The following is a 14,251-nucleotide window of genomic DNA, read 5'->3' as shown; positions in this document are numbered from 1 at the left end:
ATTTTACACTGGGAGTTTTTAGTGCCGGCATCTAAAAGAGACTATTATGAGGTTTTGGGCGTAGATAAAAAAGCCTCAAACGATGACATCAAAAAAGCATATCGAAAATTAGCAATCAAATATCATCCCGATAAAAACCAAGGAGATAAGGCTGCTGAAGAAAAATTTAAAGAAGCAACCGAAGCTTATGAAATCCTTATCGACGAAAAAAAGCGCAGCATGTATGACCAATTCGGCCATGCAGGCGTAGACGGAATGGCGGGCGGCGGAGGCTATGATCCTTCTGCCTTCCAAGGTTTTGAAGACATTTTCGGCGGAAGCTTTTCGGATATTTTTGAAAATCTATTCGGCGGAGGCTTTGCCCGTGCTTCGGGTTTCGGAGGCCGCCATGCAGGCCCTATCCGCGGTTCTAACCTGCGCTATGATCTTCAAATTTCTTTTGTTGATGCCGTTTACGGTAAAAAAGCAGAGTTAAGCTATACCCGCAATGAAAAATGTACAGAATGTCATGGAACAGGCAGCGAAGCCGGAAGCTCAAAAAAAATGTGTCCAGATTGTAAGGGTACGGGACAGGTGCGTCAAAGTACCGGTTTCTTTTCTATATCGAGGCCGTGTCCTACCTGCGGAGGCGAAGGCTCCATAATCGAAAAACCCTGTAAAAAATGCGGCGGAAACGGCTTAGAGCGCAAAAAGCAGCGTATAATCGTTACCATTCCTGCCGGTGTCGAAAACGGAAAACGGATTACAATTCCCAGCCAAGGAAATGCAGGTCAAGCCGGCGGAGAATATGGAGACCTCTTTGTTTTCATCTTCGTTCAAGCCCATCCTTATTTTGAACGGAATGGAATCGACCTCTACTGTGCTGTTCCCATCTCAATGACTCAGGCTGCTTTAGGCGGAGAAATAAACATCAAATCTCTCGATGAAAAAACATTGAGACTAAAAATTCCGGCCGGAACACAAAACGGAAAACTTTTAAGGATTAGAGGCGAAGGTGTTCCTACAGGGATAGGCAGAAAGGGCGATCTCTATATTCAAATTCAAGTGCAAATTCCTTCAAAACTGTCATCAAATTCAAAAAAACTTTTGCAAGAAATTTCAGCGATTGAAGGTGAAAATGAAAATCCTAATCTTATCCCTTTAAAAGATTTACCTTAAAAATTGATAGGCTTTTTTAATTTAGGCTTTATCTTTATTTTATTTTATGATATAATATCTCCTAAGCTGAGAGGTCATAATGATTAAGTTACGAAAATTGCTTTCAAATATTCTGATAAGCTTTGCTATGGGCTGTGTTTTTGCTCTTTTTATGATATTTGTAAGCCCAAGATTTTTGTTTTTAGGTAAATTTTACTCGGCTAATGATATGACTTTGGCTTTGAGCCGATTGGCTAGGATTCCTGAGATGACTCAGACTCATCGTTTTTTTATAGGCATTCTGGTTTTTGTAATCGTTGCAATTTTTGCCGACTCTCTTTTTAAAGCCTTTTCAAAAAAAATAGAAGAAAAAGAATATGATAGGCCTAAGACTAAGATCTTTTCACTATTTTTAGAAAAATTAAGATTTTGCTATACAATTGAAAATTTAATTGATACGGTTCAAAATGAAATGGAATACTCCGGAGATTGCTCTATCATGATTGTCAATCCGGAAGAAGATGTTGTTATATACAATAGTTCCTCTAGATTTGTTTCATCCCCTGAAACATTTAATTCTCTAAATGAAATTACAAAAGATTTTAAAAAGGGTGTCTATTTTCTTAATACGGATATGAAAGTATGTCAACTCAAACAAGCCCGCATTGCCGCTGTTATTTTAGAAAAAATACATTTTTTTATTATCTGCAGATATCTTAATGAAGTAGAACCTGAAATATTTACTAATATGCTCTCCGAATTTTCAAGCTACCAAGACAGAATATCAACTCTCGAACAGCTTTTATATTTTTCAGAATTAAGCCAAGAATGGAACATGGTTGCCAACACCCAAAAGGCTTTTTTACCTCAAAAGCTTCCCGAGATGCCTATGCTGGAATTGGCTGCGTATTTTAAGCCTCTTGTAAATGTTTCAGGCGATTATTATGATGCCATAAAGGTTGATGAGCACAAGACTTTGTTGGTAGTAGGCGACGTTTCCGGTAAGGGACTTTCAGCTGCCCTAGTTATGGGTATCGTAGTAAATACAATTAAGATAGCTAAAAATAAAGAAGACCTTTCTTCTTTAATTGTTGCAGTAGATAGTGCAATAAAAAGAATGGGTCTTTTGGATAAGTATACCGTCTTATTTTTGGGGCTTATTGATACTGAAAAAATGACAATACGATATGTTAATGCTTCGATGGAAAACCCTATGATTCTTACGGAAGCTCCTGACGGTTATAAAGTGAAAGTACTTGAATCTACTTGCAGTATTGTCGGTATTATAGATTTTGCTAAGGTAGAAGTTAAAGAAAGACCTTTATACCGAGGCGATGTAATTTTAATGATGACGGACGGTATTCCGGAAGCTATGAATGATGAAGGTATTGAATTGGGGGAAACGGATACGTATCTGGAATCTATAAAATCTTTTGCTCAATATAGCGCGGACAAAATTGTGGAAAATGTTGCAAACTTGGCTTATGCTCATACGAATAATAAACCGATGAGGGATGATATTACTATAATGTGTGCTAAGATTAAGGGGTAGCGTATGGGTCTGATTGTTTTTGTATTTTTCTTTTTAGTAGTTTTAACCATATTGACTATAAATCTTATTTTTAAAAAAGAACCGTATGCAAAATATTTGTTTATGCTTTCCTGTAGTACGGTTGTAACTGGAGTAGTTTTTTTAACTCTATTATTGGCTTTATATTTTAATTTTTCTAAAATAATTTTTATAACATCTAAACTGTTTATGTTGAGTATGGTTATATCCTCATTTTTTATTATGCAGTTTACAGTAAAAATGCCTTACTTTGAACGTAAAACAAATCCCGTAGTTACTATATTCAATGCTGTTTTTCATGCAGGAATTGCTGCCATATCTATTTTTTTTATAGAAGGCTTTTTTTGGAACGCCTTGTCAGGTTTTAAATTTAATTCCATGATGATAGCCGGGCTGAGTGCTGCGGTAGTTTTTGAAAGGCTCCTTTTTTTGGTAATACCTGTTTTTGCAGCGTTAATATCTATGGTCAAAATTTTTAAAGAAGAAAGTCAGATTTATAAACAGCAGATAATAATTTATTTTACAGCTCTTATTTTAGGTATAATTACTTGGTCTTTAGTATATTATCTTTCTTATGTTTTTTCATGGGTAATAGCTATAATTCCATTAGGTTATGTTTTATTGATTTTCTTTACATCATACGGTTTTTCAACATCAATTGTTTATGATAGAAAACAGTTGGGCTTTGCTCTTGTACGCTTTTTGAGTTTTATTCTTGTCTTTGCTGCTGTAACAGGATTTTGGGCATCATGGGTCTTAACTTATATACGTAATTTTTATGCGCAGATTATTCTTCTTATACTAGGTGCATTTGTTTTTCTTGTTATTAGGAATTTTGTTTCTCAAAAGTTACGATGGTTTTTGGGAGATACCTCCGAATATGCAAAAGTGATAGAAGAAAAGCTTCAAAAAATCGATTATACAGGCGGCCGTGATAAAGTAATCCAAAATTTTTCGGGTATTTTGATGGAGCAATTAAAAGCCTCTTCTATAAGTATATTAATTTCAAGTGAAAAAGAAATACTGGAGCCTGTATATTCTACATTAGGTATAATTTCTACATTTGATACGAATAAACCCATATTTTCATTTTTATTAAATGAAAATATTCAGGTTATAATGAAATCCCAAGTTCTAACAAATCCTCTCTTTTCGCCTGTGCGTGATGAGCTGGTTAGCTTTATGAATAGTACGTATGCCGAAATTTTAATTTTTGTACGAGAAGGTCAAAAGTTAATAGGCGTAATTGCTATTTCATCTAAAAGGAAGAAAGAAGCCTACACGACATATGATTTTGATGTATTAAACAGTCTATACTCTTATTTCTTTTTAGTTGTTTATTATTTGCGGAATATAGCAAAACAGGATATTGTTCTCATCCTGGACCGCGAAATAGAAATGTCGGATCAGATTATCAGTTCCATTCAAAAAAATATAGATATTGTTGAAAAGCGTACTATTGATGTGGACTCAGTTGCTTTTTCAGCTCACCAGCTTGGAGGTGATTTTACCGACTTTATTAAGCTGTCTGATGATAGGTATTTATTTTTAATCGGAGATGTTTCGGGAAAGGGTTTAAGCGCAAGTATGTCTATGGTTATCTTAAAATCGGTTTTGCACACATATCTTTCGGATACTCCTGACTTTAAAGAACTGGTTGTAAAAATAAATTCTTTTATTAAAGATAATCTCCCAAGAGGAACATTTCTTGCCGGTCTTTTTGGTATTATTGACTTTAAAACAACGACGATTTACTATCTTAACTGCGGTATTCCTCTTATGTCAATGTATATAGACTCATATAAAAACGTTATTGAGATTCAAGGAGAGGGAAAAGTTTTAGGTTTTGTAAAAAATATAAGACCTTTTTTAAAGGTAAGAAAAATTACCATGAACAGAAATGATATTATAGTCTTTACGACTGACGGTCTTCTGGATTCTAAAAACTTAAAAGGTGATAAATTCGGAAATGATAGAGTAAACCGTTTGGTTGCTGCGAATAGGACAAGGTCTGCAAAAGAAATTTCCAATATAATATATAAAACCCTATTGGATTATATTGCAAAAGAGATTGAAGACGATATTACTATTATGACATTTAAACATATATAAGGAAGTTTTATGGAAAATTTAATTATTACTGAATCTAAAGTAGCAGATTGTTTATTATTAGCTGTAGAAGGTACTGTTAATTTATATACATCAGGTGATTTTGAAAAGAAAGTATATTCTGCAATTAAAGATAATGATGTTGTCTTAGACTTATCTAAAGTGGGTACTCTTTCGTCATCTGGAATAGGTGTTTTAATGACAGCTCATAATGAAAGTGAAGAAAATGGGCATAAGATGTATATTTTAAACCCGGCCAAAGATGTCAAAATGGCTTTGGATTCAACAGGTTTTTCCGATGTGTTTAGAATGATTCACTCCATTGATGAAATATAGATAATTTTTTATCAGGATTGAATATGTATTTTACTCTAAAGAGAATTCTATCTCTATTTTTCTTTTATATTTTGATATTTTGTGTTTATCCAAAGGAAAAAAACTCGGATGAACATATATATAAAAAAGTATATCCAGAGTTTTCTAAACACTTTCCAGAAAATATATATAGCAAAATAAATAAAAATAAAAAAATATTTTTAGAAAGTCTTAATTATGTATTAGAAACGGAAAAAGACGATATACTTATTTTGGTTGATAAGCATAATATTCTTGATGCAAATCATGAACCTAAGGATATTATATTGCTCTATGATATAAAAGACAGAAAATATGTTCTAGATCGTACCAATATCTATCTTGCAAAAATTGCAGAGAGGCCATTACAAAAAATGGCAGAAGCGGCAAAAAAGGATGGAATAGAGATAAGAGTAAGCTCAGGTTATCGTCCTTATAGCTATCAGTCAAAACTTTTTTCAAAATATGAAAAAGTCTATGGTAAAAAAAATGCTCTGTCTTTTTCTGCCCCGCCCGGAGCAAGTCAGCATCAACTGGGAACTGCCGTTGATTTCGGTACAATTACGGATGAGTATGCCGATACACCTGAAGGTAAATGGCTTTTTAAAAATGCCGGAGACTATGGTTGGTCTCTTTCTTATCCAAATGGTATGGAAAAAATTACCGGCTATAATTGGGAATGCTGGCATTATAGGTATTTAGGAGTTGAGGCTTGTAAATTTCAAAAAGAATGGTTTGATGATATTCAACAATATATGTTGGAATTTATCGACCTGTGGAAAAAAGAAAAAGCAAAACTGAGTTAACTGTTTATATCTTTTTCGGATAAACCGAAGCCTTCTTCTTCATTATTTTGAGTTCCGTAAGGTTCAATATGAACCATTACATCATAAACATTTTCTATTTTTTCTTTAATTGCTGAAGTTACTTTTTCTGCTATACAATGACCTTCGTAGATACTGATTTCGGCATCAACCTCGATATCCAAATCTATATCCAAAAGGTTAGCCATCCGTCTGATTCTTGCACGGTGAGGATTATGAGCTCCTTCAACCGAATTGACGGCTTCAAATAGTTGTTTATACAAAAGATCATTTGTATTTCCGTCCATTAATTCAATATTCAGTTCCACAAAAAGTTCTATGCCTGATTTTATAATCCAAGCACTTACCAGAAGAGCCGTAACTGCATCAAAAATCGGTGCATTAAAAAAATATGAAATTCCAAGGCCCGTTAAAACTGAAGCGGAAAGGATTACATCATTTGTCATATTTTTTGCATTGGCTTGAATCATCATGCTGCCGGCCTTTTTGCCTATAATATGCTGGTTGAGGGCTAAAAGGAGTTTTACTGCGATTGAAGATACCGTAACAATAACGGCAAGTATGTGAGGCAGCAAAATAGTTACAGTCCCTTTATAAACATTTATTAGTTTTCCTGCTGCTGTAAGAAAGAGTTGAAAGCCTGCAGTCATAATTATAAAAGACAAGATGAGGGCTGCCATTGTCTCTGCCCGGTGATGGCCCCAAGGGTGTTCTTTATCTGAAGGCCTATTTATTATAAAACTTACTACAAGCGTAATAACCGATATTATAACATCGGTTGCCGAGTCTAAACCGTCTCCCAGTACCGAAAGACTTTGTGCATAAATTCCTATTACAAGTTTTGCAATGCAGATTATTATATTTCCTATGAGAGCAGTAAGAGATGCAATTCTCACAAGCTTTATTCTTTTATCGCTATCCATCAATCTTATTATAGCAAAATAAAATAATAAAATCAATCTTAAAAAGGAGTTGAATATTATAAATTTTAATTGTAGAATAAGGATGAGGCGGTATTTATGTACTCAAATTTTAAATGCAATAAATTTTTAATGTATTTTATTTTTGTCGTTTTTTTATTTTGTTCTTGTCAAACTTTTTATCAAAAAGAAAGTCTTGGGTTTTCTTTTATAGAAAATTCGGAAAAAGATTTTATTTGGGAAAACTTGACTGAAGGAGTTTTTATTTCACATATTAAATATGAAAAATATCCTCTAATTGTACATGCCGTAAAAATAGATTTGACTAATCCTAAATTAAAAGTGGTTGTAACAGAGCCTCAACTCTTTAACGATAAGGGGCTGGTAAAAAGGGAAACAACTTTAAGCTTCGCTCGAAGGCATAATACTATGATAGCCTTGAATGCAGCTTTTTTTAATGTAAGATCTTTTTTATTTTCTTTAAGGGGTGAGCCTATTGGAATTCATATCCATAAAAAAAGAAATTTATCTAAACCTTTTTTTAAATACGGAGCTCTATGTTTTTTAGATGATAATTCCGCCTTTATAATAGAATCCCAAAATACGGAAGATATTGAAGCTGATATTGAATATGCCGTAAGCGGGAACAGAATAATCTTAAAAAACGGAATACCTATAATAACAAATATCAGTAAAAAAGAAGATTCAAGAACCTGTGTAGGTCTTGCAGATGGAGGAAAAACTTTATATCTTTTTTTTGCAGAAGGCGAAAATAAAAAAAAGAGCAGAGGTATCACTTATGACCAAGCTCATTTTTTTATGAAAAAACTAGGAGCACAAGATGCTATACATTTAGACGGGGGAGGTTCCAGCTCTTTAATAATAAAAAAAGAAAATAACTTTTTTGTTGAAGTTCCTTCAATTTCAAATTTCTGTTTGCGTAAGGTTGTAACTAATTTAGGTTTTATAATAGAGGATTGATTAAATGGCAGGCCGTAAAGTGCCCCTCTTCCGTTTCGATTAGTTCGGGCGGAATTGATTTGCACTTTTCAAAGGCTTTTGGGCAGCGTTTGTAAAAACGGCAGCCTTGAGGGGGATTGATGGCACTGCTTATTTCTCCATGGATATGAATACGCCGTGCCGACATGGGAGAGTCTATATCGGTACTTGGGATTGCAGAAATTAGTGCTTGAGAATAAGGATGAAGCGGATTTTTATATAGGTCGGCACTTTTTGCGAATTCTACAAGTTTTCCCGAATACATGACGCCGACCTTATCGGAAATATATTTTACTATAGATAAATCATGGGCAATAAATAAATAGGTCATTTTAAATTCTTTTTGAAGCCTTATCAATAAATTTATTATCTGAGCTTGAATCGAAACATCGAGCGAAGAAATAGGCTCATCACAAACTATAAAGTCGGGTTCCACTGCCAAGGCCCTTGCAATTCCTATTCTTTGCCTTTGCCCTCCCGAAAATTCATGAGGGAATCTATTGGCATGTTCGGGAACAAGGCCTACGGTTTCAAGAAGAGAATATACGCTATTCTCCATTTCTTTTTTTGTTTTATATAAATTGTGAGCTTCCATTCCTTCCGAAATAATTTGAGAAATTGTCATACGTGGATTAAAAGAAGCAAAAGGATCTTGTAAAATTATTTGAGCTCTCTTTTTAAAAGTATGCAGTTCTTTTTTTGAGGCCGAGCCTATTTCTGTTCCGTCAAAAATTATTTTTCCGGCAGTAGGGCGGTAAAGGCCGAGGACGGTTCTCCCTAAAGTGGTTTTGCCGCAGCCTGATTCACCTACAATGCCTACAGTTTCTCCGCGGTTTACCGTGAAGTTTACACCATCCACTGCATGTAAAATTTCTTTACGGCCCAGAGTAAAATATTTTTTTAAATTGCAAACTTCTAAAAGAGTATCAGCCATTGTTATTTCCTTTTGCAAATTCATGTTGAAGCCAGCAGGAAGTAAAGTGTTCATCTCTTACCCGCATTTCGGGAGGTTTATGCCTAAGGCAAACCTTCATACACTTTTCGCATCTGTCGGCAAAAGCGCAGCCGTCTGAAATAGAAAGCATGTCGGGATGATTGCCCTCTGGTGAATAAAGTTTATTTTCTTTTAATTGGTCTATTGAGGGAACGGCTGCAAGCAAGGCTTTTGTATATGGGTGTTGTGCGTTTTTAAAAATATCTTCTGCTCTTCCGCGTTCGATAATTTTTCCGGCATACATAACCTGAATGCGGTCTGCAATTTCGGCTGCAACTCCAAGGTCATGCGTGATAAGCATTACGGCCGTCTTTGTTTCTTTTTGAATTTTTTGTATAAGTTCCAATATCTCGGCTTGAATTGTAACATCCAGTGCCGTTGTAGGTTCGTCGGCAATTAAAATTTTAGGATTGCTTGCTAGGGCTATCGAGATTAAAACCCTCTGCCTCATGCCGCCTGAAAATTCGTGAGGGTATTGCTTGAGTCTTTTTTCGGGGTCAGGAATTTGAGCCAGCTCTAAAATTTTTATAGTTCGCTCTAAGGCTTCTTTTTTGCTCAACCTTTGATGAATTAAAATGCTTTCCATAACCTGCTTGCCTATCGGCATTGTAGGGTTTAAATATGTCAGAGGGTCTTGAAAAATCATGGATATTTCATTTCCTCTTATGTGCTGCATTTCTTCTTCGGAATATTCCAAGATATTTTTATCTTCAAAAATAATTTGGGACTTTTCGTGTATGCGTGTTTTTTTTCCGGGGAGGAGTTTTAAAATTGAATGAGCCGTAACGCTTTTTCCGCAGCCGGACTCTCCGACAAGTACAAGAGTTTCATCCTCGTAGAGATTAAAAGAAATTCCGTTTACGGCATGGATTGTTCCGCCGTAATTTTTGAAAGTAACAGCCAAATCTTTAACTTGTAAAATAGGTTTCATTTGTACTTCCTTAAATGCGGATCCATTGCATCCCGTAAAGCATCGCCGATAATCTGCAACGATAAAATTGTCAGACTTATAAAAAGGGCAGGAAAAAATAATTGGTAAGGATAAAAAAGCATTGTCTTTTGGGCTTCGGATGCCAACACTCCCCAGCTGGTATATGGCGGCTGAATTCCTAAGCCGATATAAGACAAAAAAGCTTCTCCAAAAATAAATGAAGGAATATCAAAGGTTAAGGCTATTATCATAATGCTCACAGTGTTGGGAAGTAAATGTTTTATTATGATTTTAAATGAGCCCGTGCCCAAGGCCTGTGCCGCCAAAATAAAATCCTGATTTTTTATCTGTAAGACCTGACCGCGCACGAGCCGAGCAGTAAAACACCAGCCTGTAATTGTCATTGCAATGATAATCGAAAAAATTCCTTTACCGAAAATAAGAGAAATTAAAATAGCGGTAATTAAATAAGGAATACTTGAAAGTATTTCGACTATACGCATCATTATAGTATCGGTTCTTCCGTCTGCATAGGCTGAAATACCTCCATAAATTAAACCTATGCTCATGTCGATTGCGGCTCCTATAATTGCAATTATAAGAGAAACTTGTCCGCCCTTACAGACCCTTGTAAATATATCACGCCCCAATTCATCCGTTCCAAAAAAATGAGAAAACGAGGGGCTTAAATTTTTTTCTTTTAAGGTTCCGTCATCAGCCGGCCGGCTGCTTAAAATCGGGCCGAATGAACATATCAAAATAATTAATCCCAAGACTGCACACGAAAAAATAGCTCTCTTGCTTTTTTTAAACCTCCGTCTTACATCTTCCCAAAATCCTATACTGACCCTTGTTGTTTGAAGTTTCTTTTTTGTTCTTATAACAGGTTCAAAATCCGATGGACTTAAATTTAATTCTTTACTCGGCTCATCATAGCTTGCAATTTTTTCATCCATTTTTAAAGAACCTCATTTTTTGCTTGTACCTTAATTCTCGGGTCGAGCAGGCTATAAGCTATATCTACTATAATGAGAGATGCTACATATAAAAAAGAAATGAAAATAGTCTGACCCATGACCATTGTATAATCTCTTTCGGAAATTGAACGCACAAAATAGGAACCCAGTCCGGGAACCGAAAAAATATTTTCTATTATAAAAGTGCCTGTGAATGTAAAGGCTATTTGAGGACCGAGCATTGTTATGATCGGTAAAAAAGCGTTCCGTAGAATATGATTTTTTATAATTCTAAGCTTTGAAGCTCCTTTTGCTCTTGCAGTTAAAATATAATCTTGGTTTATAATATCCAAATAATTTGAACGCATATATCTGGAGTATTTTGCAATCGGGCCTATGGCCAAGGCCAAAGAAGGGAGTATGGTATATTTAAAACTTCCCCAGCCTGTAATCGGAAGAAGATTATGTTTAATGCCGAAAAAATATTGCAGCATCTGGCCCATAACAAAACTTGGAATAGATATTCCTATAACTGCAATTAATATAAGGCTGTATTCAATTTTTTCCCCGCGCTTAGCAGCTGCTAAAATTCCGAAAGCTAAACCTGCAGAAACACCGAAAAATAAGGCTTGGAGTCCCAGCCTTGCCGAAATAGGGGCATGGGTTTTTATTACATCGGTAACAAGCCTCCCTCTGTAATAAAGCGAGGTTCCTAAATCTCCTTTAACCAAAAGATTTTTCCAAAAAACTATGTATTGAGTAAAAAGAGATTTGTCGTATCCGTATTGAGAATAAAGCTCGTTCCGTCTTTCTTCAGGTAAATTTTCTGCTATGGTTTCAATCGGGTTTCCCGGAATAATATGCACTAAAAAAAAGGTAATACTTGCAACTATGAACATTGTAAGAATACCGTATAAAATTCTCTTAAAAATAAACTTAAGCATATTATAAACCGAGCCTTTTTGTTAAACCTAAGATTTAGAATACCATAAATTCTATATAATAGGAAGAGGGGATAGGTTGTAGATAATTGTTTAAAATGTATAGGCTTAAAGCAGAGGCCGGAAGCCTATACACTGTTTTTATATCTTAAATTTGCTTACTTCTTCAGCTAGAGCCTTAATATTCATTTTATTTTTTTGAGAAATACCTTTTACTTCAGTACAAGAATTTAATACTTGATCTGTTCCTGAAGACATTTCATAAATGCTTTCATTAACTATCTGTGTTAAACTCTCAAGCCGATTCATTTCATTTACTGCATCTTCTCCGGCTTTAAGTATTTCAGCTGAACCTGCTTGAACCTCGGCTGTGATATTATTTATATCCTGTATTGCGCTTAGAACCTCTTTGCTGCCTTTTTCTTGTTCATGCATTGCGGACATAACACTATTACTCATTGCTTTTACATTTTCTGCAAGGTTGAAAATTGTATTGAATTTTTCTTCAACGGTTTTTGAAGCATCCGATAATATTTCAATTTCTTGTGAGAATTTTTTTAGAGCTGAGGATATTGACTTGCCCTGCATACTTGATTCTTCGGCAAGTTTTCTTATTTCATCTGCAACGACGGCAAAGCCTTTTCCCGCTTCCCCTGCATGAGCTGCTTCAATTGCAGCATTCATTGCTAAAAGATTGGTTTGGCTTGCAATATGCTGAATTACATCCGATGCCTCTATTAAGCTTCCAGACTCTTCTGCAATTTTTTGAGTAACGGAATTTGAGAGGTGGAGAGCATCCTTACCGTAAACCGTTGCTTCCGCCAATTCTTTGATTGCAGAATCGCTATCATCTAAAGTTTTTGTAACTGAAGAAATATTGGCTGCCATTTCTTCGATTGCTGAAGAAGACTGTACAACATTGGCTGCCTGACTATCAATCCGCTTGCTCAGTTGCTGTATTGTTTGCAATATTTGCTCAACATTTGCAGTAGCTTCACTTACACTTGCAAACTGAAATTCGGATTGTTCTTTTACTTTAAAAATATTTTTGCTTATTTGGTTTATTGCACTCGCCGTCTCAAGAGCATTTGCTGCCAGGTCATCTCCTGTGTTTTGCATATTTTCAGTACTGCCTGCAACCGTGACTATAGAGTTTCTTATTTTTTTGATTGTTTGATTAAAAGAGTGGGATAAATCTGCGATTTCATCTTTACCGGATCCCTCTAAGCTAACCGTTAAATCTCCATCTCCTTGAGCAATATTTCTAAGAGCTTTTACCACATTTGACACTCTTTTTGTAATTCCATTTATTATAATGGAAAGAATAATTATTGAAATAAAAAAGCCTATTGTTAATATTATAAATATTAGCGATATTAACTTTCTTCCTTCCATATATATTTCATTTTCTGGAATTGAAGTTCCTACAAACCAAATCTCATTTGTACGGCCGATCTTTACGGGGGTAAATACTTCAAGATAAGTATTTCTGTTTATGGAGGTTTCAAGTAAAAAGGGTTCAAGAGATCTCTTTGCATCAAAAAATAAATCTGTTGTTTTCTTATCTTCAAATTCCGGAAGAGTTTTTGAGATTAGATTTTTATTTTTGTGTGCAAGAACCGTACCTTTAGCAGAAATAAGAATTGCATAACCGGAGTCAAAAAAAGTTTCTTTTGAAAGTTTTTCTTGCATATAATCAAGGGAGTAGTCAATTCCTACTACGCCTAACACTTTTCCTGTTTTATCCCTGATTGGAATTGCGGTACCTGCAACATAAAGCATTTTTCCTTGGAGTTCATAATTATTGGGTTCAATCAAAATACCCTGAGAAGAAGATTTAGGCTTTTCATACCAAAAGCTGCCTACATAGCCGGTTAAGGCTGTCATCGAGGTTTTTCCGTTTATCTTTGTCCAATATGGGATAAATCTTCCTGTATCATCATGTCCTTCGGTATTTTTAAATTTATTATCAAGACCGTCAAGAGCATTAGATTCCCAAACCGTCCACACATCTATAAATTGTTCGGAATCTTTTAGAATTTCTTTTTGTAGATTATTAAAATAATCTCTGCGTTTTTCTGCCGGAATTTCATAAAATGATTCAAAACTTTTGACTAAGGCTTTATTTGTATCATATACATTTTTAATAACCGATTCGGTAAAGCCGCAAAGCCCTTTACTTGAATCATATAATTTTGTAATAGCATTCCGGAGGGAGTTTTCACCGAGCCTTCTGATTAGGATAATGCTTGTAAAAATAATAAATACCGATAAAACGGAGATCAATGCCGTAAGAATCTTTTTTCTTATAGTCATTACTGAGGCACCATGAGGTCTTTCAAAAGAAGATACTGTTGTCCTTATCTTTTTCTTCATAAATTTAGCTCCTAATGATAATATAAAAACAAATTAAATAATTGGAAAGGCTGTACTGATTGAAGACAAGTTCAATTATTCTGTAAGAAAATTTCTTAGGCACTGACAGAATAAAATATAGCCCAAACGATAATAACACA

General features: G+C 34.9%; 12 protein-coding genes. 6 read left to right on the top strand and 6 right to left on the bottom strand.

Features of this window, described 5'->3' with window-relative positions; translation table 11 throughout:
- The first annotated feature begins 21 nt into the window (after positions 1-21).
- From dnaJ to E4N78_RS12850, 5 genes are all read left to right on the top strand, one after another.
- Positions 22-1,158, top strand: a complete 1,137-nt coding sequence (gene dnaJ, locus E4N78_RS12870) for a molecular chaperone DnaJ (protein WP_255810942.1) — start codon at positions 22-24, stop codon at positions 1,156-1,158.
- Between the two features lie 79 nt (positions 1,159-1,237).
- Entirely contained in the window at positions 1,238-2,689 is a 1,452-nt protein-coding gene (locus E4N78_RS12865) for a PP2C family protein-serine/threonine phosphatase (RefSeq protein WP_255810941.1), read from the top strand.
- Between the two features lie 3 nt (positions 2,690-2,692).
- Positions 2,693-4,819, top strand: a complete 2,127-nt coding sequence (locus tag E4N78_RS12860; protein WP_255810940.1) for a PP2C family protein-serine/threonine phosphatase — start codon at positions 2,693-2,695, stop codon at positions 4,817-4,819.
- A gap of 9 nt (positions 4,820-4,828) precedes the next feature.
- Positions 4,829-5,152 carry an STAS domain-containing protein gene (locus tag E4N78_RS12855; RefSeq protein ID WP_255810939.1) on the top strand — a complete coding sequence of 108 codons (324 nt, stop codon included), beginning with the start codon at positions 4,829-4,831 and terminating at the stop codon, positions 5,150-5,152.
- A 251-nt stretch (positions 5,153-5,403) separates the two neighbouring features.
- Positions 5,404-5,976 (top strand): M15 family metallopeptidase, encoded by a 573-nt coding sequence (locus E4N78_RS12850; protein WP_255810938.1) that lies wholly within the window; start codon positions 5,404-5,406, stop codon positions 5,974-5,976.
- Here E4N78_RS12850 and E4N78_RS12845 read toward each other — a convergent pair.
- Complete coding sequence (locus tag E4N78_RS12845) at positions 5,973-6,917, bottom strand: cation diffusion facilitator family transporter (RefSeq protein ID WP_255810937.1); 945 nt, start codon at positions 6,915-6,917, stop codon at positions 5,973-5,975. The two genes, E4N78_RS12850 and E4N78_RS12845, sit on opposite strands and share 4 nt — an antisense overlap.
- Before the next feature lie 96 nt (positions 6,918-7,013).
- Here E4N78_RS12845 and E4N78_RS12840 point away from each other — a divergent pair, with 96 nt between their 5' ends.
- Positions 7,014-7,895 (top strand): phosphodiester glycosidase family protein, encoded by an 882-nt coding sequence (locus E4N78_RS12840; RefSeq protein WP_255810936.1) that lies wholly within the window; start codon positions 7,014-7,016, stop codon positions 7,893-7,895.
- On the opposite strand, the gene E4N78_RS12835 is transcribed toward E4N78_RS12840, so the two are convergent.
- From E4N78_RS12835 to E4N78_RS12815, 5 genes are all read right to left on the bottom strand, one after another.
- On the bottom strand, positions 7,879-8,847 hold the full coding sequence (locus E4N78_RS12835; protein ID WP_255810935.1) for an ABC transporter ATP-binding protein: 969 nt from the start codon (positions 8,845-8,847) through the stop codon (positions 7,879-7,881). The two genes, E4N78_RS12840 and E4N78_RS12835, sit on opposite strands and share 17 nt — an antisense overlap.
- Complete coding sequence (locus tag E4N78_RS12830; RefSeq protein ID WP_255810934.1) at positions 8,840-9,838, bottom strand: ABC transporter ATP-binding protein; 999 nt, start codon at positions 9,836-9,838, stop codon at positions 8,840-8,842. The genes E4N78_RS12835 and E4N78_RS12830 overlap by 8 nt, the downstream gene beginning before the upstream one ends.
- A complete protein-coding gene (locus E4N78_RS12825; RefSeq protein ID WP_255810933.1) occupies positions 9,835-10,794 on the bottom strand; it encodes an ABC transporter permease in 960 nt (319 codons plus the stop codon). Before E4N78_RS12825 ends, E4N78_RS12830 begins: the two co-directional genes overlap by 4 nt.
- A 2-nt stretch (positions 10,795-10,796) precedes the next feature.
- Positions 10,797-11,738 (bottom strand): ABC transporter permease, encoded by a 942-nt coding sequence (locus tag E4N78_RS12820; RefSeq protein WP_255810932.1) that lies wholly within the window; start codon positions 11,736-11,738, stop codon positions 10,797-10,799.
- Positions 11,739-11,876: 138 nt separating this feature from the next.
- Positions 11,877-14,111 carry a methyl-accepting chemotaxis protein gene (locus tag E4N78_RS12815; protein WP_255810931.1) on the bottom strand — a complete coding sequence of 745 codons (2,235 nt, stop codon included), beginning with the start codon at positions 14,109-14,111 and terminating at the stop codon, positions 11,877-11,879.
- Positions 14,112-14,251: the final 140 nt, after the last annotated feature.

This window comes from Treponema denticola, assembly GCF_024400535.1.
GTDB classification, from domain to species: Bacteria; Spirochaetota; Spirochaetia; order Treponematales; family Treponemataceae; genus Treponema_B; species Treponema_B denticola_C.
This window is presented reverse-complemented; position numbering and strand designations above follow the sequence as displayed.